This is a genomic window from Curvibacter fontanus, from assembly GCF_054780335.1.
This window is the reverse complement of the sequence record NZ_BAAGWN010000012.1, coordinates 54317-77640: the sequence shown is the minus strand read 5'-3', so window position 1 is coordinate 77640 and position 23324 is coordinate 54317. Positions and strand designations below refer to the sequence as shown.

Genomic DNA, 23324 nt, shown 5'->3' with positions numbered 1-23324 from the left:
GCATGAAGCTCCCCCCCGCAGCTTGCCCACTTCGTGTGGCCGCTTCCCCCCTCAAGGGGGCAACGCCAGTGGCCCGGCAAAGCCGGTTCCACGGCGTTCCCCGGTACGACCACTTTATGCGTCGCAGTTCGTGCAACGCAGAACGGAGCATCAAATGAACAAGTTCACCGTGCACAAAGGCCTCGTGGCCCCCATGGACCGCGAGAACGTCGACACCGACGCCATCATCCCCAAGCAGTTCCTGAAGTCGATCCGCAAGACGGGCTTCGGCCCCAACCTCTTCGACGAATGGCGTTACCTGGACCCCGGCTACCCGGGCCAGGACCCGGCCGCTCGCCGCCCCAACCCGGACTTCGTGCTGAACCAGCCGCGCTACCAAGGCGCCTCCGTGCTGCTGGCGCGCAAGAACTTCGGCTGCGGCTCCTCGCGCGAGCACGCGCCCTGGGCGCTGGACCAGTACGGCTTTCGTGCCCTGATCGCGCCCAGCTTCGCCGACATCTTCTTCAACAACTGCTTCAAGAACGGCCTGCTGCCCATCGTGCTGCCCGAAGCCGTGGTGGCCCGGCTGTTTGACGAGTGCACGGCCTTCCCCGGCTACACCCTGACCATCGACCTGGAGCGCCAGGTAGTGATCAAGGCGCAGGGCGAGGAGCTGCCCTTCGACGTGCAGCCCTTCCGCAAGTACTGCCTGCTCAACGGTTTCGACGACATCGGCCTGACCCTGCGCCACAAGGACAAGATCGCCGCCTACGAGGCTGAACGCCTGGCGAAAAAACCGTGGCTGGCCCACACCATGCAATGACGCCCGCTGGCGCGGGCATGACTTCGCCGCTGCGCGGCCTCCATGACGAAATGACTGAAGTCATGCGGGCCCAGCCCGCATCATCCAGGCCGCGCAGCGGCGAGGTCATTTCGTCATCGGCGACGCAAACCCACCACTGAAAAAGAGACACACATGAAAATCGCAGTTCTGCCGGGTGACGGCATCGGTACCGAAATCGTGGCCGAGGCCGTCAAGGTCCTCCAGGCACTCGACCTGAAGTTCGAGATGGAAACCGCCCCCGTGGGCGGCGCGGCCTACGAGGCTGCGGGCCACCCGCTGCCCGAGTCCACGCTGAACCTGGCCAAGGCGTCCGACGCCATCCTCTTCGGCGCCGTGGGCGACTGGAAGTACGACAAGCTCGAACGCGCCCTGCGTCCCGAGCAGGCCATCCTGGGCCTGCGCAAGCACCTGGGCCTGTACGCCAACTTCCGCCCCGCCATCTGCTACGAAGAACTCGTCGGCGCCTCCAGCCTCAAGCCCGAGTTGATCGCCGGCCTGGACATCCTGATCGTGCGCGAACTCACGGGTGACATCTATTTCGGCCAGCCGCGCGGCCGCCGTACGGCCGTGGACGGCCACTTCCCCGGCGCCGAAGAAGCCTTCGATACCATGCGCTACAGCAAGCCCGAGATCGAGCGCATCGCCCACACCGCCTTCCAGGCCGCGCGCAAGCGCAACAGACGAGTCACCAGCGTGGACAAGGCCAATGTGCTCGAGACCTTCCAGTTCTGGAAGGACGTGGTCACCGAGGTGCACGCCCAGTACCCGGACGTGGAACTGAGCCATATGTACGTGGACAACGCCGCCATGCAGCTGGTCAAGGCACCCAAGAGCTTCGACGTGATCGTCACCGGCAATATGTTCGGCGACATCCTCTCGGACGAGGCCGCCATGCTGACCGGCTCCATCGGCATGCTGCCCTCGGCCAGCCTCAACAGCAAGAACCAGGGCCTGTACGAGCCCAGCCACGGCAGCGCCCCGGACATCGCCGGCAAGGGTATTGCGAACCCTCTGGCTACAATACTGTCTGCTGCCATGATGCTCCGCTTCTCGCTCAACCAAGTCCAGGCTGCCGACCGTATCGAGTCGGCCGTCAAGCATGTGCTCGCCTCCGGGCTGCGCACGGCAGACATCTGGTCGGCAGGCACCACCAAGGTCGGCACCCGCGAAATGGGCGACGCGGTGGTCGCCGCCATTACGAAAACCAAGGGCTGAGGCAGCTCCCGGTTCGTCACGCCCTCCCGGCCGACGAGCCGGGTAAACAGGATTTGATTGAAAGGGCATGTGATGAGCAAGGTAGGTAATGTCGTCGGTCTCGTCGGCTGGCGAGGCATGGTGGGTTCGGTCCTGATGGACCGCATGCAGGCCGAAGGTGACTTCGCGCTGATCGAGCCCGTGTTCTTCTCCACGTCGAATGCCGGCGGCAAGGCCCCGGCGCAAGCGAAGAACGAAACCACCCTCAAGGACGCCAACAGCATCGAGGACCTCAGGAAATGCGACATCGTCCTGACCTGCCAGGGCGGTGACTACACGAAAGAGGTGTACCCCAAGCTGCGCGCGGCCGGCTGGAAGGGCCACTGGATCGACGCCGCCTCGGCCCTGCGCATGGCCGACGATGCCGTCATCATCCTGGACCCCGTGAACCGCCACGTGATCGACCAGTCGCTCGCCCAGGGCGGCCGCAACTGGATCGGCGGCAACTGCACCGTGAGCCTGATGCTCATGGGCATGGGCGGCCTGTTCAAGGCCGGCCTGGTCGAATGGGTCAGCGCCATGACCTACCAGGCCGCCTCGGGCGCCGGTGCGCAGAACATGCGCGAACTGCTGAGCCAGATGGGCGCCCTGCACGACGCCGTCAAAACCGAGCTGGCCGACCCGGCCTCGGCCATCCTGGACATCGACCGCAAGGTGGCCGCCACCATGCGCGGCGCAGCTTTTCCCACAAAGAACTTCCGCAACACGGCCCTGGCCGGCAGCCTGATCCCCTGGATCGACGTGCCCGTCGAGCACGGCCAAAGCAAGGAAGAGTGGAAGGGCGGCGCCGAGTGCAACAAGATCCTGGGCAAGCCGGCCTTCCGCAGCGCCGGCAGCATCCCGATCGACGGCCTGTGCGTGCGCATCGGCGCCATGCGCTGCCACTCGCAGGGCCTGACCGTCAAGCTCAAGAAGGACGTGCCCCTGGCCGAGATCGAAGGCCTGCTGGCCGGCGCCAACGACTGGGTGAAAGTGGTCCCCAACCAGCGCGAAAGCACCGAGCGTGAACTCACGCCTGCCGCCGTGACGGGCACGCTGACCGTGCCGGTCGGTCGCCTGCACAAGCTGGCCATGGGCAACGACTACCTGGGCGCCTTCACGGTGGGCGATCAACTCCTGTGGGGGGCTGCCGAGCCGCTGCGCCGTATGTTGCGCATCCTCTTGCAGGCCTGAGGCAGAGACAGATATTCGTTGTCCGTCAACAACAAACATAGGCCGGACCAGAGCAAGGCGCTTAGGCCAAGAAAGTTAAGCGCTTTCTCAGCTTGTCAGGCTAACGTATTGATGTTAAGGTACTTTTCCAGTTTCATGATCATGGTTTTGGACTGCAAACCGTGAAGTTCACCCCTACCTCGCCCGAGCATCGGAGGCCCCTAAATTGATTGCTAAGTCACAACGCTGGCAAAGAACCGCCCTGGCGATTGCCTCTGCCACGGTTCTGGGTTTGTGGGGCTCGCAGGCTGCTGCGCTCTCCCTGGGGCGCATCATGGTCCAGTCAGCGCTGGGCGAACCGCTGCGCGCCGAGATCGAAATCCTGGAAATCAGCGAGGACGAAGCCTCATCGCTCAGGCCCCGTGTGGCCCTGCCGGACACGTTCCGCGCCAGTGGCATGGAGTACAGCTCGGCCCTTAACGGCTTGCAGATCTCCCTGCAGAAACGCGCCAACGGACAGCAGTACCTGCGCCTGAGCAATGCGCGCGCTGTCAACGAACCTTATGTGGACCTGATCCTCGAGGCCAACTGGTCCTCCGGGCGCATCGTGCGCGACTACACGATGCTCTTCGATCCGCCGATCCTCAACGGCGCCCAGGCTGCCGTGCCGCAGGCGCCCCAGGTCAGCTCCGTGCCGATCCGCATCGCTCCGCCGGCAGCCCCCGCCGAAGCTGCTGCGGCTCCGGCCCCCGTGCCTGCGCCGGCAGCAGCGACTGCAGAACCAGCACCCGCTCCCGCCGTACAAGAAGCCGCGAAGCCTGCTGCCGAAACAGCCAGCGCCCCGGCCGCTGAATCCAGCCCGCCCCCCATGGCCGCCGCCGAGCCTCCGAAGAGAGCGGAGCCGCCCCCGCCTGCCGTGGCTGGCAAGCAGTCCGTCACCGTCAAGGCCGGCGACACGGCCGGCAGGCTGGCGCTGGCCCAGAAACCGTCGGACGTGTCCCTGGACCAGATGCTGGTGGCGATGTTGCGCAGCAACCCTGAAGCTTTCATCGGCGGCAACGTCAACCGGCTGCGCAAGGGCGCTGTACTGGACATGCCTGGCGCTGAAGAAGCCCAGGCCACGCCGGCCGACGAGGCCCGCCAGATCCTGCAGACCCAGAGCAAGGACTTCAACGAATTCCGCCGCCGTCTGGCCAGCAGCGCCCCGGTCAGCCCGGAAGCCAGCGCCGACCGCAAAACCAGCGGCGCCGTGCAGACCCAGGTCGAGGAAAAGAAACCGGCGACCACCGCTCCCGACAAGCTGACCCTGTCCAAGGGCTCCGTCCAGACCCAGGCCCCGGAAGACAAGCTGGTGAAGGAACGCAGCGCCAAGGATGCCGCGGCCCGTACCGAGGAACTGTCCAAGAACGTGGCCGAGCTTGAAAAACTCAGCAAGGCGGCAACGCCGGCCCCGGCGCCCGCCACCAAACCAGCGGCACCTGCTGCGCCGGCAACAGCTCAGGTCGCCTCTGCACCGGCAGCGACACCGGCCCCGGCGCCGCAAGTCGCGGCAGCACCCGTGACGCCCCCGCCTGCCCCGGCGCCGGTCGCAGCCGCATCGGCGCCCAAAGCGGCTGCACCGGCTCCGCGTCCGGCTGCATCGGCCCCCATGCCGGCGCCCGTCGCCGAGGAGTCCTCGCTGCTGGACGAATTGATGGACAACCCGCTGATCCCGGCCGCGGCCGGTGGTCTGGTGGCCCTGCTGGCCGGTCTGGCCTTCTACCGCAGCCGTCAGCGCAAGAATGCCGGACAAGTCGACAGCGCCTACCTGGAGAGCCGTCTCCAGCCCGACTCTTTTTTCGGCGCCAGCGGCGGCCAACGGGTTGACACCAATGACAACGGCGCCAGCAGCTCCTCGTCCATGGTCTATTCGCCCAGCCAGCTCGATGCTGGCGACGATGTCGACCCCGTCGCCGAAGCCGATGTCTATCTCGCTTATGGCCGTGACCTTCAGGCCGAGGAAATCCTCAAGGAGGCGCTGCGCAATCACCCGAGCCGCGTCGCCATCCACCAGAAACTGCTGGAGATCTACGCCAAGCGACGTGATGTCAAGAACTTCGGCGTGATCGCCAAGGAAGCCTACAAGGTCACCGGTGGCAGCGGCCCGGAATGGGAGCAGATCTGCGAACTGGGTCGCGGCATCGACCCGAACAATGAAGCCTACCACCCGGGTGGTGAGCCGCCCGCATCGGCGCCCGCCCCCCTGCAGGCCGCCCCCAGCAGCTATGCGTCCACGCAGCCCGTGCGTCAGGCCGCACCGGCCCCCGCTGCGAGCGCCGGCACGGACCTGGACCTGGACCTGGACTTCTCGCTCGACGAAGCCGAGTCTCGTGCATCGGCCCCCTCGGCCGCCACCTTGCCCGCACCGATCGCCACCGCGCCCGGCAACGGCCTGGCCTTCGAAGCACCGCCGCTGCCGCAGATCAGCAGCCCGGCGGCAGCGGCGCCCGCCGGGGCCAACCTGATGAACTTCGACATGGGCGGGCTCTCGCTCGACCTGGGCACGCCCTCCGTGGAACCCGGCACCGGCTCGGATGACCCGCTGGGCACCAAGCTGGCGCTGGCCGACGAGTTCAAGGCCATCGGTGACACCGACGGTGCTCGCGCCCTGATCGAGGAAATCATCGCCGAGGCTTCGGGCGACATGAAGGCCCGCGCCCAGAAGGCCCTGGCTCAGCTCGGCTGATCCAGCCGGGGCATCCGTGCAGGCCAAGTCGTGAGGGTCGCCCTCGGCGTCAGCTACGACGGCCATTCCTACGAGGGCTGGCAGAGCCAGCCCTCGGGTCGCACGGTTCAGGATCAGCTTGAAAAGGCGCTGGGGCAGTTCGCCGACCAGCGCATCTCCACCCTCTGCGCCGGCCGCACCGACGCCGGCGTCCACGGCCTGATGCAGGTGGTGCACTTCGATACCACGGCCGAGCGCACACCCTATGCCTGGGTCCGCGGCAGCAACAGCTTCCTGCCGCGTGACATCGCCGTCCAGTGGGCGCAGATCGTCCCGCAAGAGTTCCACTGCCGCGCCAGCGCCACCTCGCGCCGTTACGCCTATCTGCTGCTCGAATCCCCCGTGCGGCCCAGCATCGACGCCCATCGCGTCGGCTGGGTCTTCCAGCCCCTGGACCTGAAACGCATGCAGGAAGCTGCCCGGCACCTGCTGGGCGAGCACGATTTCACCTCCTTCCGCGCCTCGGCCTGCCAGGCCCTGACACCGGTCAAGAACATGCTGCGCATCGAGATCCGCCGGCGCGGCGCCTACTGGCGTTTCGAGTTCGAGGCCAGTGCCTTTCTGCACCACATGATCCGCAACCTCATGGGCTGCCTCATCGTCATCGGCCAGGGCAAACAGCCCCCGGGGTGGATGGCCGAGGTACTGGCCGCGCGCAGCCGCGATGCCGCCGCCCCCACCTTCGCGCCTGACGGCTTGTACTTCCTGGGCCCGCGCTACGAAGCCCGCTGGGGCCTGCCCGAGCACACCCCTGCGTATGATTGGTTGCCATGACTGAAAAGGCCCCCACGCTTGCGACTGTGTCTGCTGCGCTGCCCCCCGAGGGGGCGCAATCCGCCTTGGGACGGCCCGGCGGCGGATTGGGGGTTTCCCGCACCCGGATCAAGATCTGCGGCCTGACGCGTGAAATGGACGTGGACGCGGCCGTGACCGCCGGGGCTGACGCCGTGGGGTTTGTGCTTTACGGGAAGAGCCCCCGTTTCGTCACGCCCCAGCGCGCCGCCGAGCTGGCCCGCCGCCTGCCCCCCTTCGTGACGCCGGTGCTGCTGGTCGTCAACGCCAGCCCGGAGGCCATCCGGGCCGCCTGTGACCTCGCCCCGACCGCCACCCTGCAGTTCCATGGCGACGAGACGCCGGCCCAGTGCCTGGCAGCTGCCGGCACCCGCCCTTTCCTGCGCGCCGCCCGCATTCCGGTGGGGGAAGCCGGCCGGGGCTTCGACCTCGTAAAATACGCGCTGGATTACTCGGCCGCCCAGGCCATCCTGCTCGACGCCGATGTCGAGGGGTTCGGGGGCGGCGGCAAGGCATTCGATTGGTCACTTCTTCCTCCAAGCGTCGACGCTCACCTCGTCTTGAGTGGTGGACTCACGCCTGCAAACGTGGCCGATGGCATCACGCAGCTGCGCCCGCGCTGTAAGTCGCTGGCCGTCGATGTGAGCTCCGGCGTCGAAGCCTCCAAGGGCATCAAGAGTGCCGACAAGATCCACCAGTTTGTCGCGGCCGTGCGTGCCGCCGACAAACCCATTGCAGGTTAGTCCCACATGTTTGAATACCACCAGCCCGACCCCAAGGGTCATTTCGGTATCTATGGCGGCAGCTTCGTCAGTGAAACCCTGACCCACGCCATCAACCAGTTGCGCGAGGCCTACGCCCGGTACCAGCACGAACCGGCCTTCATGGCCGAGTTCAAGTACGAGCTGGCGCACTTCGTCGGCCGCCCCTCGCCGGTCTACCATGCCGCGCGCATGAGCCGCGAGCAGGGTGGCGCCCAGATCTTCCTCAAGCGCGAAGACCTCAACCACACCGGCGCCCACAAGATCAACAACACCATCGGCCAGGCCATGCTCGCCAAACGCATGGGCAAGACGCGCATCATTGCCGAGACCGGCGCCGGCCAGCACGGCGTGGCCACGGCCACCATCTGCGCGCGCTACGGCCTGGAATGCGTGGTCTACATGGGCTCGGAGGACGTCAAGCGCCAGAGCCCCAACGTCTACCGCATGAAGCTGCTGGGCGCCACCGTGGTGCCGGTCGAATCCGGCAGCAAGACACTGAAGGACGCGCTCAACGAGGCCATGCGCGACTGGGTCGCCAACGTGGACAACACCTTCTACATCATCGGCACCGTGGCCGGCCCGCACCCCTATCCCATGATGGTGCGCGACTTCCAGAGCGTGATCGGCGAGGAATGCCTGGTGCAGATGCCCGAGATGCTGCAGCGCACGGGCTGCAAGTCCGCACAACCTGATGCGGTGGTGGCCTGCGTCGGTGGCGGCAGCAACGCCATGGGCATCTTCCACCCCTACATCCAGCACGAGCAGACGCGCCTGATCGGCGTGGAAGCGGCTGGCGAAGGCATGGACAGCGGCAAGCACTCGGCCTCGCTGCAGCGTGGCAGCCCGGGCGTGCTGCACGGCAACCGAACCTACGTGCTGCAAAACGAGGACGGCCAGGTCACCGAGACGCACAGCATCAGCGCCGGTCTGGACTACCCCGGCGTTGGTCCCGAGCACGCCTACCTGAAGGACATCGGCCGCGCCGAGTACGTGGGCATCACCGACACCGAGGCCCTGGCCGCCTTCCACTACCTCTGCCGCACCGAAGGCATCATCCCCGCCCTGGAATCGAGCCATGCGGTGGCCTATGCCATCAAGCTGGCCAAAACCATGCGGCCCGACCAGTCCATCCTGCTCAACCTCTCGGGCCGGGGCGACAAGGATATCGGCACCGTGGCCGACCTGAGCCAGGCCGACTTCTACTGCCGCCCCAGTTGCAAGGGCCAGGCCGTCAAAGGTGGCATGGCCGAACAGAAGATCGAGTTGAAGAAATGAGCCGCATCGCCTCCACTTTCGCCGCGCTGCAGACCAGCAAGCGCAAGGCCCTGATCCCCTTCATCACGGCCGGCTATCCCTATCCGGACATCACGCCCGAGCTCATGCACGGCATGGTGGCCGCAGGATCCGATGTGATCGAACTGGGCGTGCCCTTCTCCGACCCCAGCGCCGACGGCCCGGTCATCCAGGCGGCAGGTGACAAGGCCCTGGCCGCCGGCATCGGCCTGCGCCAGGTGCTGGAGATGGTGCGCGTCTTCCGGCAAAAAAACAGCAGCACCCCCGTCGTGCTGATGGGCTACGCCAATCCGATCGAGCGTTATGACCAGTTGCACCAGGCCAGCGGCCCCGATGCCTTCGCGCGCGATGCCTCCGCGGCCGGGGTCGACGGCGTGCTGGTGGTGGACTACCCGCCCGAAGAATGCGAGGGTTTCGCTGCTGCGCTGAAAACGCACGGCCTGGACCTGATTTTCCTGCTGGCGCCCACCAGCACGGACGAGCGCATGGCCCAGGTGGCCCGTGTGGCCAGCGGCTATGTGTACTACGTCTCTCTCAAGGGCGTGACCGGCGCCGGCACACTGGATACCGGCGCGGTGGAAGCCATGCTGCCGCGCATCCGCCAGCACGTGAAGGTGCCGGTGGGCGTGGGTTTCGGCATCCGTGACGCGGCCAGCGCCAAGGCCGTGGGCCGGGTGGCCGACGCCGTGGTGATCGGCAGCCGCATCATCCAGCTGATCGACCCGCTGCCGCGGGCACAGGTCGTTACCGTAGCCTCGGATTTCCTGCGGGAAATTCGCCAGGCTTTGGATTCATAATCCCAGTCTTGCGCCTGACCGTCGTTGGAATCTGACCCCAATTAAAGGAAGCATCCCATGAGTTGGCTCGAAAAACTTCTGCCCCCGAAAATCCAGCACACCGACCCGGCCGACCGCCGCAGCGTGCCCGAGGGTCTGTGGATCAAATGCCCGAGCTGCGAGTCCGTGCTCTACAAGACCGATCTGGAGCAGAACCAGAACGTCTGCCCGACCTGCAGTCACCACCATCGCATCGATGCGCGCACGCGCCTCAACCTCTTCCTGGACAACGAGGGCCGCTTTGAAGTCGGCCAGGAAGTGCTGCCGGTCGACGCCCTGAAGTTCAAGGACAGTCGCAAGTATCCCGAACGCCTGAAAGAGGCCCTCGAAGCCACCGGCGAGACCGACGCCCTGGTGGTCATGGGCGGCGCCGTGCACGGCATCAGCCTGGTGGCGGCCTGCTTCGAATTCGGCTTCATGGGCGGCTCCATGGGCTCGGTCGTCGGCGAGCGTTTCGTGCGCGGCGTCGAGACCGCCATCGAGCAGAAAGTGCCTTTCCTGTGCTTCACCGCCACCGGTGGCGCCCGCATGCAGGAGGGCCTGCTCTCGCTCATGCAGATGGCCAAGACCAACGCCGCCCTGACCCGCCTGGCCAAGAAGAAACTGCCCTACATCAGCGTGCTGACCGACCCCACCATGGGCGGCGTGAGCGCCGGTTTCGCTTTCCTGGGTGACGTGGTGATCGCCGAGCCCAAGGCCCTGATCGGCTTTGCCGGTCCCCGCGTGATCGAATCCACCGTGCGCGTGAAGCTGCCCGAGGGCTTCCAGCGCGCCGAGTTCCTGCAGGAAAAGGGCGCCGTGGATTTCATCTGCGACCGCCGTGAACTGCGCAAGACCGTGGCCAACACCCTGGCCATGCTGCAGCGCCAGCCGGCCGATGCCGTGATCTGACACACGCGGCCGCTTCTGCCTTACCCAAGCCGGCCTCGCGCCGGCTTTTTCTTTACAACAGCGCCAGTCCCTGCAGGTGATTCAGCACGATGGCCGCCACCTGCAGCAAGACCAGCAGCACCAGAGGCGACAGGTCCACCCCGCCCACCAGCGGCACGAAGCGGCGGATCGGCGCCAGAAAGGGCGCCACCAGGCGCTCGATGATGTCGGACAGCACCGTATGGGACTGCACCCAGGACAGGACCGCATAGACGATCACCAGGCCCGTCAGGCCCGAAATCACGAGACGCAGCACGCCGAAGGCGGCCAGGATCAGCACCGAGACATAGCTGGCCACAAAGCTGGTGAAGACCCAGATCAGCGAAAACATGGCCAGCTCGATCAGCCAGGCTGCCACCAGGCTGGCCAGGTCCCAGCGGCCGGCCGCCGGCACGAATCGGCGCAGCGGCAGCACCAGCCAGTCGGTCAGAGCAAAGACAAAACGGCCCAGCGGGTTGCCCGAACGCGCCGACGTGGGGATGCGCTGGTGTTGCATGTACAGGCGCAGCAGGCAGGCCCCGCCGAGCACGCCGGCGACCACTTCGAGCAGCAGGGAAAAGATCTGGAACAGCATGGGGTTCTGGGTGGAAAGTTGGCCAAATCATAGCGTCATTAAAATAGCGGGTTCTGGCCCTCTCTCAGGGCCACCTCCAACCCGGCTCTCTCATGTCAGAACAACACACCGCTGCCCCCGCCCAGGACGAAAATCAGCTCATCGCCGAGCGGCGCGAGAAGCTCAAGGCCATCCGCCAGCAGCAGGCCGAGGGCAAGGGACCGGCCTTCCCCAACGACTTCAAGCCCGCCAACCGGGCCGCCGACCTCTTTGCCGCCCACGCCGGCCAGACCCCCGAGGGCCTGCAGGAGCAGGCCAGCCGCGCCAGCGTGGCCGGCCGCATGATGCTCAAGCGTGTCATGGGCAAGGCCAGCTTCGCCACCCTGCAGGACAGCAGCGGGCGCATCCAGATCTACGTCAAGCGCGACGAGGTGGGTGAGGAAGTCTACGAGGCCTTCAAGCACTGGGACCTGGGCGACATCGTGGCGGCCGAAGGCCTGGTCTTCAAGACCAAGACCGGCGAGCTCTCCGTCCAGGCCAGCAGCGTGCGCCTGCTGACCAAGAGCCTGCGCCCCATGCCCGACAAGTTCCACGGCGTGGCCGACCAGGAGGTCAAGTACCGCCAGCGTTATGTCGACCTGATGACCGACGAGGAGTCGCGCAAGCGTTTCGTCGCGCGCAGCAGGGCCGTGAGCTCGATCCGCGAGTTCATGGTCACGCACGGCTTCCTGGAGGTCGAGACGCCCATGCTGCACCCGATCCCCGGCGGCGCCAACGCCAAGCCCTTCGTGACGCACCACAATGCGCTGGACCAGGAGATGTTCCTGCGCATCGCGCCCGAGCTCTACCTCAAGCGCCTGATCGTGGGCGGTTTCGAGCGCGTGTTCGAGATCAACCGCAACTTCCGCAACGAAGGCATCTCGGTGCGTCACAACCCCGAGTTCACGATGATGGAGTTCTATGCGGCCTACTGGGACTACCAGGACCTCATGACCTTCACGGAAGGCCTGGTGCGCCATGCCGCCCAGCAGGCCACCGGGACGCTGCAACTGAGCTATGGCGGCAAGCCGGTGAACCTGGCCCAGCCCTTCGAGCGCCTGACCATCCGCGAGGCCATCATCCGTCACAGCGAGGCCGGCAGCGCCTATGTCGACGACAGCGACTGGCTGATCAAGGCTCTGCGCAAACTCGGCATGAGCGAGGAAAAGCACAAGCTCTCAACCCGCTCGCTCTCATCGCTGCAGGTGCTGTACTTCGAGGAGACAGTGGAAGAAAAGCTCTGGCAGCCTACTTTCATCTGCGAACATCCGGTGGAAATCTCGCCCTTGGCGCGCGCCAGCGACACGCGACCGGACATGACCGAGCGCTTCGAGCTCTACATCACCGGCCGCGAGTTCGGCAACGGCTTCTCCGAGCTGAACGACGCCGAAGAGCAGGCCGCCCGCTTCCAGAGCCAGGTGGCCGCCAAGGACAGCGGCGACGACGAGGCCATGTTCTTCGACCACGACTTCGTGCGGGCGCTCGAATACGGCATGCCGCCCACGGGCGGCTGCGGCATCGGCATCGACCGCCTGATGATGCTGCTGACCGACAGCCCCAGCATCCGCGACGTGATCCTCTTCCCGGCGCTGCGCCGCGAAGGTTGAGCCAGTTCCGCACCGACAGCCACAGTGAAATATCTGTCGGGCTATCCGCAGCAGATTCAGAGCCAGGTCCGGCAACTGCTCACCCAGGGCCGTCTGGGGGAGCTGCTGCTGGGCAAATACGAGCGCCGGCACGGCATCCGCACCGACCGTGCCCTGTTCGATTACGTGCAGAACCTCAAGGCGGAGTTCCTGCGCAGCGCCGAACCCTTGAACAAAGTCTGCTTCGACAACAAGCTGCACGTGATCCAGCACGCGCTGGGCACGCACACCAGCATCTCGCGCGTGCAAGGCCGCAGGCTGAAAGCCAAACGCGAGATCCGCATCGCCACCCTGTTCCGGGACGTGCCGGTCGAATTCCTGAAGATGATTGCGGTGCATGAACTGGCCCATCTGAAGGTCCAGGCCCATGACAAGGCCTTCTACCAGCTGTGCACTCACATGGAGCCGGACTACCACCAGATCGAATTCGATCTGCGCCTGTATCTCACCTACGCCGAGGCCAGCGGGCGCCTGGACTGGCCAGATCAGCCGGGCAACTCCTGACCATCGAGATCAGGATGGTTTGCCGTAGGCCCGTTCGATCCGGGCGATACGGATCTCGTAGTGTTCGTACCAGCGTGCGCGGCCGCTCTCCTGTGCGATGCGGTGCTCGGCCTGCTCGCGCCAGGCCCTGATCGCCGCCTCGGACTCCCAGTAAGACACCGTGATGCCGAAGCCGTCGGCGCCCCGCACACTCTCGGCCCCGAGGAAGCCTGGCTGGGCCGAGGCCAGCTCGACCATGCGCTCAGCGGTCTGTTCATAGCCCTGGTCACCGGCCGTCCTCAAGGACGAGAAGATCACGGCGTAATAAGGCGCTGCGGGCAGCTGTGCGAACGCTTGCTTCGACATGGGGGCTCCTGATGCAGGCCGCAGTGTAGCCCCGCCGCGTGCGCGGAGGTCCGCATCACACCGTCAGCAGCAAGGGCTGGCGGTCCCGGTTCACGACGAAGCGGCGCATCGCCCCGGCCATGCGATCGGCCTGATCCTGGAGGCTGGCAGAAGCCGCGGCCGCCTGCTCGACCAGGGCTGCGTTCTGCTGGGTCATCTGTTCAAGCTGGCCCATGGACTGGTTGACGCCGCCGATCTCGCTCGACTGCACACTGGCATCCTGCGTGATGGCCTGGATCATGCGGCTCACCTCGGCCACCTGCTGCACGATCTGCGCCATGGCTCGGCCGGCGTCCTCGACCTGCCGGGATCCCGCAGCCACTTCGGCACGGCTGGCCTCGATCAGTCCCCTGATCTCGCGTGCCGCCTCTGCCGAACGCTGCGCCAGCAGGCGCACCTCACCGGCCACCACGGCAAATCCACGACCCTGCTCCCCGGCCCGTGCCGCTTCCACGGCCGCATTGAGCGCCAGGATGTTGGTCTGGAATGCGATGCTGTCGATCACCGCCGTGATATCGGCAATCCGGCTGCTGGAGGCCTGGATGCCCTGCATGCTGTGCACGACCTGCTGGACCAGCTCGCCACCCTGTCCGGCGGAGCTGGCTGCGGCACTGGCCATGTGGCTGGCAGATCGCGCCGACTCGGCCATGGTGCGCACCGTGGCGGTCAGGGCATCGAGCGAAGCGGCCGCCTGCTGCAGGCTGGCCGCCGCCTGTTCGGTACGCGTGCTCAGGTCCAGGTTGCCGCTGGCAATCTGCGCGCTGGCCCCCGTGATGCTGTCGGCGGCCAGCCGGACATCCAGCACCATCGCCTGCAAGGCATCGACCATGCCATTGAAATCCTGCGACATGCGGCCCAGCTCGTCCTCGGAACGAACCTGCACCGCGCGTGACAGATCGCCCGATTTGACGCGCGTGATGCCTTCGGTCAGCTGGGCCAGCGGCTGGCGGATCCGCGCCAGCAGGACGCCACCCAGCGCCAGACCGCTGAGCACGGCGAATGCCAGGCCCACCCCCAACAGCCAGGTCAGTTGATAGACGGCCGCATTCACCCTTTCCCCGCCGGCCTCGGTCAGCCGGCGGTTCTGCTCGATCGCCTGGCTGATCCGGGCTTCGGCCGCCAGGGCAGACAGCACGGGCTGCTGGATCTCCTCTTCGAAGGTCGCCTGATCGAGGATTTCGTGCCGCTCGATCCTGGCGATGGTGCGACCGACCTGAGCGATGTAAGTGTCCTGACGCGCCCGGCCCTCCAGGAGCATCTGCGCCAGGGCCGGATCGCGCTCGGCCTCGATGGCGGCGAGCAGTTGAGCCGTCACCGCTTCACCATGCTGCTTCCACTCGGCGATGCGCTGCGGGACCCGCTCCATCTTCATCAGCAGATCGATGGAAATATCCTTTTCGGCGCGGCGCAGTTTCAACAGGTTTTCCTGGACCGCAGCCATGCGCACCAGTTGGGCCAGATCCGTGTCCACGGTCTGGTGGGTCTGAGCCTGGATGCCTTTTACGGACCAGGCCGTGAAAGCGCCCACCACCAGAAACACGCCGACCAGCAACGCAATGGTCATCCCGATCCGCTGAACCAGCGTCAACTTCAGACTCGTCATCCAAACTCCCCGATACCGCAGGTCAACCATGATCTGCAATGAGTGCCGGGAAAGTCTATGACCCTTGTATTTCGGTTTCGTGACGCACGGAATGTCGACCGGGACTCAGGGGATCAGGTCCAGCGCGTGCATGTAGGCCGGGCTGACCATGAGTTCATCCCAGTCGGGCGCCGGTGTCTGAGGCAGCAGTGCCAGGCGACGGGCCTCCCCCGCCTCGTCGGGTTGCCACTGGCCCTTGATCTGCGCCTCGGTCATGCCGGCAATCAGTTCGTCCACCGCCTGCCCGCCATCGAGCGACTGGTTGCACAGCAGCACCATGTCGCAGCCGGCGTTCAGCGCTGTCACGGCGGCCTCGGTGTAGCCGACCTGGCGGCCGTCGATCATGCGGGCGCCCGCCATGCTGAGGTCATCGCTGAAGACGGCCCCCTGGAACCGCAGGCGACCGCGCAGGATCTCACCCAGCCACTTTCCGGAGAAACCCGCCGGCCGCGCATCGACCTTGGGGTAGATCACGTGGGCCGGCATCACGCTGTCCAGCGAAGTACTGAGCCAGCCATAGGGCGCGGCGTCGTCGGCCAGGATGGCCTTGAGAGTGCGTCTGTCCACCGGGATCTCGGTGTGTGAATCCGCCTTGACGTAACCGTGTCCGGGAAAATGCTTGCCGCAGCTGGCCAAACCGGCCAGTCGCAGGCCATGCATCAGGCTCTTGGCCAGCAGTGTGACGACACGCGGGTCGCGACCGAAGGCGCGGTCGCCGATCACACCGCTCTCGCCGTAGTCCAGGTCCAGCACCGGGGTGAAGCTGAAATCCACGCCGCAGGCGCGCAACTCACTGGCCAGCACCTGACCGCAGGCGGTGGCGGCGTTGGTGGCGCCCAGCTGATCGCGTAACCACAACGCCCCCAGGGCGCGCATGGGCGGCAGATGGGTGAATCCCCCGGTCTTGAAGCGCTGTACGCGGCCGCCCTCATGGTCGACGCAGATCAGCAGGTCGGCCCGGATGCGCCTGATGTCGGCGCACAGGGCGGACAGCTGGGCCCGGTCCTGCCAGTTGCGGCTGAACAGGATCAAACCGCCAACCAGGGGATGCGCCAGACGACGCTGGTCCTCAGCGCTCAACTTGGCGCCTGCAATGTCGATGATCAGGGGTGCATGCTGGCTCATACAGTTCTCGTCAGTGAGGGGATCGTTCGTCGGATGCTTGCTCGACCACCACAAAACTGGCCGCGTAATCGGTCTCGTCGGTCACACTGACATGGGCGCTCAAGCCCTGCGCCTCGAACCAGGTCTTGAGCTCACCGTGCAACACGATGACGGGCTTGCCACTGGGCAGGTTGCTTATCTCGCAGGAGCGCCAGGTCATGGGCAAGCGCATGCCCGTGCCGATCGCCTTGGAAAAGGCCTCCTTCGCCGAAAAACGGGTGGCCAGGTAGCGCAAACCGCGTTCGGGCCAGCGCACGCTGCGTGCCTTCCAAAGGATGAATTCGGCATCGCTGAGCACACGCCGGGCAAATCGCTCGCCATGGCGTTCGACGCTCAGGCGGATACGCCGCACGTCGCAGATATCGGTGCCGATGCCGTAGATCATCTGGGCACTTCGGCGATGCAGCGCAGGTAACCCTGAACCGTGGCAGCGTAGCCCAGCTCCAGCGCATCGGCGATCAAGGCATGGCCGATCGACACCTCGGCCACACCGGGCACCCGGCGCAGGAATTCGCCGAGGTTGTCACGGTTGAGGTCGTGACCGGCATTCACGCCCAGGCCCGCATCCAGCGCAGTCCGGGCTGCAGTCGCGTAGCGCTGCAACTGAACCGTCTGCTCGGCTCGGCCCCAGGACGCGGCATAAGGCTCGGTGTACAGCTCGACGCGATCGGCGCCCACGGCTTGGGCCTGCGCCATCTGCTCCGGGACCGGGTCCATGAACAGGCTGACACGCACGCCCAGGGCATGGCACTCGGCGATCAGCGGGCGCAGCCGCTCGGCATCCTGTGGAAAATTCCAGCCATGGTCGCTGGTGAACTGGCCTTCGGCGTCGGGCACAAAGGTGGCTTGCTGCGGCCGCACCTGGCGGATGAAGTCCATCAGGTTATGGAAGGGATTGCCCTCGATATTGAATTCGCGATCCGGCCAGTCCTTCAGCAGGGTGGCCAGGTCGAACACGTCCTGCGCTCGAATGTGGCGCTCGTCCGGTCGCGGGTGGACCGTGATGCCATGCGCCCCGGCCTGCAGGCACAACGTGGCCGCACGCATGACGCTGGGTATGCCCAAGTGGCGCGTGTTGCGCACCAGGGCCACCTTGTTGACGTTGACGGACAGGGCTGTTTTGGATGTCATAGGCTTTGGAGATCCACCATCATCTGCCGCGTACGCAGCGTGGACACCCCGCAATGGTAATGGAGCAGAACGCGCAGCTGCGGCTTCAGCTCGTTCATCACGGCGGCACAGGCACGCAAGGTGTCGGTAAAAGGCGCCCCGGATTCCAGCACCGCCTGCAAGGCCAGCCACTGCGTGCCGCTCAGGCCCGCACGATCCGATTCGCTGCGCGTGCGCAGGCCGCCTTCCGGTACCAGCACGTACTGGACATCGGTCTGCAAGGGCGCCAGCGTCAGGGTCTGGACATCGAGCCGCGGCAACAGACCAATCTCTCGCAGCAGCAGCAACTCGAAGGTGCGCAGGGCGGCCTGCAGCACTTCCTCGTGTTCGGAGGCCAGGACACGCACCACATTCGCATAGACATCGAAGAGGGCTGGATGTGGGTCGTCACGTGCCAGCAATTGCAGCAACAGTTCGTTCAGGTAATAACCCGACAGAAGCGACTCACCGGTGGGCATGACATGGCCGCCCATCCATTCGGCGCCCTTGAGCGTGCGAATCTCGGCCTCACCGCCATAAGCCAGCTGAAGGGGCTGGAGCGGCAGGAGCACGGGACGAAAACTGGAGCTCGGGCGCTTGGCCCCCTTGGCCACCAGGGCGATACGGCCATGATGGCGCGTGAACACCTCCAGGATCAGGCTGGTCTCGCTCCAGTCGTAGCGGTGCAGCACATAGGCCGGTTCATCACTGATGCGCCGGGTCACCATTCAGCACATCACTCGTAGCCAAAGGAGCGCACGCGCGCCTCGTCATCCGCCCAGCCTGAGCGCACCTTGACCCAGAGTTCGATGAAAACCTTGGCATCCATGAGTTTCTCCAGCTCGACGCGGGTCTCGGTACCGATGCGTTTGATGCGCTCGCCCTTGTCCCCGATCACCATGGCTTTGTGACCGTCGCGCTCCACGACGATGGTGGCTGCGATGCGCAGCAGGCGTTTCTGACCCTTTTTCTGTGGCGCTTCCTCTTCGAACTTGTCGATCACCACAGTCGATGTGTAGGGCAGCTCGTCGCCGGTCAGACGGAACAGTTTCTCCCGCACGGTTTCCGAGGCCAGGAATTTCTCGCTGCGGTCGGTCAGCTCGTCCTCGGCATACCACCACTCCTGCTCGGGCAGGTATTTCTCGCAGATGCCCAGCAGTCGCTCGATGTCCTTGGCGTTCTTGGCCGACATGGGCACGATTTCAGCAAAAGGATGGCGTTGCTGCATTTCCTGCAGCCAGGGCGCGATCTCGACGCGGCGGTTGACGGTGTCCAGTTTGTTGGCCAGCAGCAGCACGGGCACACCTTCGCCCAGGAGCTTGAGCACACGCTCATCGGCCTGGTTGAACTGACCGGCTTCGACCACAAAAACCAGCAGATCCACATCACCCACGGCGCCCTGCACGGTCTTGTTCAAGGCGCGGTTCAGGGCGTTGTTGTGCCGCGTCTGGAATCCAGGAGTGTCGACAAAGACAAACTGGGTAGCGCCCAGGGTGCGCATGCCGGTGATGCGGTGGCGCGTGGTCTGCGCCTTACGCGAGGTGATGCTGATTTTCTGCCCGACCAGGGCGTTGAGCAGGGTGGACTTGCCAACGTTGGGTTTACCGACGATGGCCACCAGACCGCAGCGATGCGGCGCTTCGGAGGACGGGTTTGCTGCCATGTTGTCCATCGACTCAACCCTTGTCCCGCGTCTTGAGGGATTGCAGCATAGCGGCCGCAGCTGCCTGCTCACCGGCCCGGCGCGAGTTGCCGATGCCGCGCTCGTTGAGGTTCAACTCGGAAACTTCGCACTCGATGTCGAAAGTCTGTCGGTGGGCTGCCCCCAGCGTACCCACCACCCGGTACAGCGGCAGCTTGAATTTACGCGCCTGCAACCACTCCTGCAATTCGGTCTTGGCATCCTTGGCACTGGCCTGCATCTGAGGGTTGATTTCCACGGCCTGAAAAAGGCGATGGACCAAGCCCTGGGCTGCGGCATAACCGGCATCGAGGTAGACCGCGCCGATCAAAGCCTCCAGGGCATCGGCCAGGATCGAGGGCCTGCGGCTGCCGCCGGAGCGGACCTCGCCCTCGCCCAGGCGCACGACCTCGGACAAACCCAGCCCCACGGCCAGTTGATGCAAGGTGTCCTGTTTGACCAGATTCGCGCGTATGCGCGAAAGGTCGCCTTCCGGCAAGGCACTGAGTCGCTGGTACAGCAGATCGGAAACGGCCAGGTTGAGGACGGAGTCTCCCAAGAATTCCAGGCGCTCGTTGTGATCGGCCGCGAAACTGCGGTGCGTGACCGCACGCGCCAGCAATGCCGGATTGGAAAATGGATGCTGCAGGCGCTCCTGCAACGCAGTCAGACCATCGGCCACGCTATTTGGTGCTTCCTTCGTACTTCAGGGTCAGCCAGGCCGGACCGGCCAGATGGATTTCGCGCTGATAGGCGAAGCTGACCACGATCTTGTCACCGATCTTGGTCACTGTGAGGTCCTTGCCTTCGATGGATGTGATGGCATCAATACTGGCTGCCCTGTCAAAAACAGCGCGCACATCTGCCACGGTGCTGCCCTCGGCCGCCGCCTTCTTGGAGGCCTTGTGGATGGCCTGCAGCTCGATCAGGGTCGGGACGATCTGTGCAAATATCACCCCGCTCACCGCCAGGATGCCGCCGATGAAAAGCAGGCCGATAAAGGTGATGCCACGCTGCCCCGACTTCAGTTGCCTTGCCATAGTTTCCCCTGTCTGACTGTCATTGATCTCAATTGAACGAACCAATACGCTTCAGGTTACCGAAATTCATCCAGACAAAAAAGGCCTTGCCCACGATGTTCTGGTCCGGAACAAAGCCCCAGTAACGCGAATCCAGCGAATTATCGCGATTGTCGCCCATCATGAAATAGTGCCCCTCAGGCACCTTGCAGACCACCCCTTCAACGCTGTAGCGGCAGTTCTGCCTGGAAGGGAAATCGCCGATTTCGGCCTCGGAAAAACCACCGCGCCGCTCGCCGTCAACAATCATGCGATGCGGTTTCTCCCCCAGGGCCTCGCCATACTGCTTGAAGTAACGCATGGCTTCCTCGTCGAAGAACTCGGGCAATTCACTGGTGGCCACCGGCTGGCCGTTGATGGTCAGGCGCTTGTTGAGGTAGGCCACCTCGTCACCCGGCACGCCGACCACTCGCTTGATGTAGTCCTGGCTGGGTCGCGGCGGGTAGCGGAAGACCATGACATCGCCGCGCTGGGGCTTGCTACCCTCGGTCAGCTTGGTGTTGAGCACCGGCAGGCGGATGCCATAGTGGTATTTGTTGACCAGGATCAGGTCGCCCACCAGCAGCGTGGGAATCATGGAGCCGGACGGGATCTTGAAAGGCTCGAACAGGAAGGAACGCAGCAGGAAAACCACCACGATCACCGGAAACAGTCCGGCGGTCCAGTCCAGCCACCAGGGTTGCAGCAGCAGCCGCTCGCGCGCCTGGGCCACTTCCCCGCCCTCGTCCACGGCGATGCCCTGCTGCTGCAGGCCTGTGCGCCGCTGCAAGGCCTCGGCCTCCAGTCGGGCCGCCGCGGCCTGGCGTCGCGGCAGGAAATGAAAGCGCTCGGCCAGCCAGTACAGGCCCGTCACGACCGAGGCCAGGAACAGCAGGAGTGCGAAGTTGCCTTCGATCACGCCGAAATACCAGGCGCCTATATAGCCAGCGAAAGCCGCCAGCACCATGGAGGTCAGTATCTGCATCAATCCTCCACCTGCAAAATCGCCAGGAAGGCTTCCTGGGGCACTTCCACCGAACCGATCTGTTTCATGCGTTTCTTGCCTGCTTTTTGTTTCTCGAGGAGCTTGCGCTTGCGGCTGATGTCACCGCCGTAGCATTTTGCCAGCACGTTCTTGCGCAAGGCCTTGATGTTCTCGCGCGCGATGATGTTCGCGCCGATGGCCGCCTGGATGGCCACGTCGAACTGCTGGCGGCTGATGATCTCGCGCATCTTGGCCGCCACGGCACGGCCACGGTAAGGCGCCTGGCTGCGGTGCACGATGATGGACAGGGCGTCGACCTTGTCGCCGTTGAGCAGGATGTCGACCTTGACCACGTCGGAGGCCCGGTATTCCTTGAACTCATAGTCCATGCTGGCGTAACCACGGCTCACCGACTTGAGCTTGTCGAAGAAGTCCAGCACGATCTCACCCAGGGGCAGCTCATAGGTCAGCATGACCTGGCGGCCGTGGTAGGCCATGTTGAGCTGCACGCCGCGCTTCTGGTTGGCCAGGGTCATGACCGGGCCCACATATTCCTGCGGCATGTACAGATGCACGGTCACGATGGGCTCGCGGATCTCCTGGAGCTGGCTCTGATCAGGCATCTTGGACGGGTTCTCGACCATGAGGACCTCGCCGTCTCCCCGGAGCACCTGGTAGACCACGCTGGGCGCGGTGGTGATCAGGTCCTGGTCGAACTCACGCTCCAGCCGTTCCTGCACGATCTCCATGTGCAGCAGGCCCAGGAAACCACAGCGGAAACCAAAACCCAGGGCCTGCGACACCTCGGGCTCGAAATGCAGGGAGGCATCGTTGAGCTTGAGCTTCTCCAGGCTGTCTCGCAGGGCTTCGTACTGATTCGCCTCGGTCGGGTACAGACCGGCAAACACCTGCGGCTGGATCTCCTTGAAACCGGGCAGCGCCTCGCTGGCTGGCCCGGCATTGTTGGGCAGCTTCTTTTCCAGCGTCACGGTATCGCCCACCTTGGCCGCCTGCAACTCCCGGATACCGGCAATGATGTAACCCACTTCTCCGGCCCGCAGCGACTCACGCGGCTGATTGGCCGGAGTGAACACGCCCAGGCTGCCGGCTTCATAAACGGCATTGGCGGCCATCAGCCTGATGCGCTCGCCCTTGAGCAGCCGACCATCGACCACCCGCACCAGCATGACCACGCCAACGTAGCTGTCGAACCAGCTGTCGACGATCATGGCGCGCAGGGGACCGTCCGCCTGGCCCTTGGGCGCCGGAATCCGGGCCACGATGGCCTCCAGGATGTCGTCCACGCCCATGCCGGTCTTGGCCGAGCAGGGGATGGCGTCGTCGGCGTCGATGCCGATCACGTCCTCGATCTCGGCCTTGGCATTCTCGGGATCGGCATTGGGCAGATCCATCTTGTTGAGCACCGGCACCACCTCCACACCCAGGTCCAGGGCGGTGTAGCAGTTGGCCACCGTCTGTGCTTCCACACCCTGGCTGGCATCAACCACCAGCAGCGCACCCTCGCAGGCGGACAAGGAGCGGCTGACCTCGTACGAGAAGTCCACGTGGCCGGGTGTGTCGATCAGATTCAGGTTGTAGACCTGGCCGTCCCGGGCCTTGTATTGCAGCGCAGCGGTCTGCGCCTTGATGGTTATCCCACGCTCTTTTTCGATATCCATGGAGTCGAGCACCTGTGCCTCCATCTCGCGATCTTCGAGTCCGCCACAACGCTGGATCAGCCTGTCAGCCAGCGTCGATTTGCCATGATCGATGTGCGCAATGATCGAAAAATTTCTGATGTGCTTCATCAAGGGAAACGCTTAAGTGGTTGAATTTAAAAAGGCGCAGGCAAGAAAAAAGGGCGCGTCGGGTAGTGACGCGCCCTGAACCAACAATCTATGGCAACTGCGA

The 23324-nt window shown here is 64.9% G+C and carries 23 protein-coding genes; 11 read left to right on the top strand and 12 right to left on the bottom strand.

Going from position 1 to position 23324, the window contains the following annotated elements:
* Positions 1–154: 154 nt before the first annotated feature.
* From leuD to accD, 9 genes are all read left to right on the top strand, one after another.
* On the top strand, positions 155–802 hold the full coding sequence (gene leuD, locus ACYVH8_RS08135) for a 3-isopropylmalate dehydratase small subunit (RefSeq protein WP_460488345.1): 648 nt from the start codon (positions 155–157) through the stop codon (positions 800–802).
* Positions 803–955: 153 nt separating this feature from the next.
* Positions 956–2038, top strand: coding sequence for a 3-isopropylmalate dehydrogenase (gene leuB, locus ACYVH8_RS08130; RefSeq protein ID WP_460488344.1), 1083 nt, complete (start codon positions 956–958; stop codon positions 2036–2038).
* A gap of 72 nt (positions 2039–2110) precedes the next feature.
* Complete coding sequence (asd, locus tag ACYVH8_RS08125) at positions 2111–3250, top strand: aspartate-semialdehyde dehydrogenase (protein WP_460488343.1); 1140 nt, start codon at positions 2111–2113, stop codon at positions 3248–3250.
* A 205-nt stretch (positions 3251–3455) separates the two neighbouring features.
* Positions 3456–5954, top strand: a complete 2499-nt coding sequence (locus tag ACYVH8_RS08120) for a FimV/HubP family polar landmark protein (RefSeq protein ID WP_460488342.1) — start codon at positions 3456–3458, stop codon at positions 5952–5954.
* Between the two features lie 30 nt (positions 5955–5984).
* Complete coding sequence (truA, locus tag ACYVH8_RS08115) at positions 5985–6767, top strand: tRNA pseudouridine(38-40) synthase TruA (RefSeq protein WP_460488341.1); 783 nt, start codon at positions 5985–5987, stop codon at positions 6765–6767.
* A complete protein-coding gene (locus ACYVH8_RS08110; RefSeq protein WP_460488340.1) occupies positions 6764–7528 on the top strand; it encodes a phosphoribosylanthranilate isomerase in 765 nt (254 codons plus the stop codon). The genes truA and ACYVH8_RS08110 overlap by 4 nt, the downstream gene beginning before the upstream one ends.
* Positions 7529–7534: 6 nt before the next feature.
* Positions 7535–8824 carry a tryptophan synthase subunit beta gene (gene trpB / locus ACYVH8_RS08105; RefSeq protein WP_460488339.1) on the top strand — a complete coding sequence of 430 codons (1290 nt, stop codon included), beginning with the start codon at positions 7535–7537 and terminating at the stop codon, positions 8822–8824.
* A complete protein-coding gene (gene trpA, locus ACYVH8_RS08100; protein ID WP_460488338.1) occupies positions 8821–9639 on the top strand; it encodes a tryptophan synthase subunit alpha in 819 nt (272 codons plus the stop codon). Before trpB ends, trpA begins: the two co-directional genes overlap by 4 nt.
* 57 nt (positions 9640–9696) lie before the next feature.
* Complete coding sequence (gene accD, locus ACYVH8_RS08095) at positions 9697–10569, top strand: acetyl-CoA carboxylase, carboxyltransferase subunit beta (RefSeq protein ID WP_460488337.1); 873 nt, start codon at positions 9697–9699, stop codon at positions 10567–10569.
* Positions 10570–10621: 52 nt separating this feature from the next.
* Here the strand turns inward: accD and ACYVH8_RS08090 are convergent, their stop codons facing one another.
* The gene (locus ACYVH8_RS08090) at positions 10622–11182 is read right to left on the bottom strand and encodes a YggT family protein (RefSeq protein WP_460488336.1); all 561 of its coding nucleotides are present in this window, start codon (positions 11180–11182) and stop codon (positions 10622–10624) included.
* A 92-nt stretch (positions 11183–11274) separates the two neighbouring features.
* Between ACYVH8_RS08090 and lysS the strand changes: the two genes are divergently transcribed.
* Positions 11275–12807, top strand: coding sequence for a lysine--tRNA ligase (lysS, locus tag ACYVH8_RS08085; protein WP_460488335.1), 1533 nt, complete (start codon positions 11275–11277; stop codon positions 12805–12807).
* Positions 12808–12831: 24 nt separating this feature from the next.
* Positions 12832–13350 (top strand): YgjP-like metallopeptidase domain-containing protein, encoded by a 519-nt coding sequence (locus ACYVH8_RS08080; RefSeq protein ID WP_460488334.1) that lies wholly within the window; start codon positions 12832–12834, stop codon positions 13348–13350.
* Positions 13351–13359: 9 nt separating this feature from the next.
* Here ACYVH8_RS08080 and ACYVH8_RS08075 read toward each other — a convergent pair whose 3' ends face one another.
* The 11 genes from ACYVH8_RS08075 to lepA form a co-directional block, all read right to left on the bottom strand.
* Positions 13360–13695 carry an antibiotic biosynthesis monooxygenase family protein gene (locus tag ACYVH8_RS08075; RefSeq protein WP_460488333.1) on the bottom strand — a complete coding sequence of 112 codons (336 nt, stop codon included), beginning with the start codon at positions 13693–13695 and terminating at the stop codon, positions 13360–13362.
* A 55-nt stretch (positions 13696–13750) separates the two neighbouring features.
* Positions 13751–15298 (bottom strand): methyl-accepting chemotaxis protein, encoded by a 1548-nt coding sequence (locus ACYVH8_RS08070; RefSeq protein ID WP_460488332.1) that lies wholly within the window; start codon positions 15296–15298, stop codon positions 13751–13753.
* 144 nt (positions 15299–15442) lie between these two features.
* Positions 15443–16501 carry a beta-N-acetylhexosaminidase gene (gene nagZ, locus ACYVH8_RS08065; protein WP_460488331.1) on the bottom strand — a complete coding sequence of 353 codons (1059 nt, stop codon included), beginning with the start codon at positions 16499–16501 and terminating at the stop codon, positions 15443–15445.
* A gap of 10 nt (positions 16502–16511) precedes the next feature.
* Positions 16512–16925, bottom strand: a complete 414-nt coding sequence (gene acpS, locus ACYVH8_RS08060; protein WP_460488330.1) for a holo-ACP synthase — start codon at positions 16923–16925, stop codon at positions 16512–16514.
* Positions 16922–17671: a pyridoxine 5'-phosphate synthase gene (locus tag ACYVH8_RS08055; protein WP_460488329.1), complete on the bottom strand. Its 750-nt coding sequence runs from the start codon at positions 17669–17671 to the stop codon at positions 16922–16924. Before ACYVH8_RS08055 ends, acpS begins: the two co-directional genes overlap by 4 nt.
* On the bottom strand, positions 17668–18417 hold the full coding sequence (recO, locus tag ACYVH8_RS08050; RefSeq protein WP_460488328.1) for a DNA repair protein RecO: 750 nt from the start codon (positions 18415–18417) through the stop codon (positions 17668–17670). The genes ACYVH8_RS08055 and recO overlap by 4 nt, the downstream gene beginning before the upstream one ends.
* Positions 18418–18425: 8 nt before the next feature.
* A complete protein-coding gene (gene era, locus ACYVH8_RS08045) occupies positions 18426–19361 on the bottom strand; it encodes a GTPase Era (RefSeq protein WP_460488327.1) in 936 nt (311 codons plus the stop codon).
* A gap of 4 nt (positions 19362–19365) precedes the next feature.
* Entirely contained in the window at positions 19366–20052 is a 687-nt protein-coding gene (gene rnc, locus ACYVH8_RS08040) for a ribonuclease III (protein ID WP_460488326.1), read from the bottom strand.
* Between the two features lies 1 nt (position 20053).
* Complete coding sequence (locus ACYVH8_RS08035; RefSeq protein WP_460488325.1) at positions 20054–20410, bottom strand: DUF4845 domain-containing protein; 357 nt, start codon at positions 20408–20410, stop codon at positions 20054–20056.
* A 28-nt stretch (positions 20411–20438) separates the two neighbouring features.
* Complete coding sequence (gene lepB, locus ACYVH8_RS08030) at positions 20439–21413, bottom strand: signal peptidase I (protein ID WP_460488324.1); 975 nt, start codon at positions 21411–21413, stop codon at positions 20439–20441.
* Positions 21413–23221 carry a translation elongation factor 4 gene (gene lepA, locus ACYVH8_RS08025; protein ID WP_460488323.1) on the bottom strand — a complete coding sequence of 603 codons (1809 nt, stop codon included), beginning with the start codon at positions 23219–23221 and terminating at the stop codon, positions 21413–21415. The genes lepB and lepA overlap by 1 nt, the downstream gene beginning before the upstream one ends.
* Positions 23222–23324: the final 103 nt, after the last annotated feature.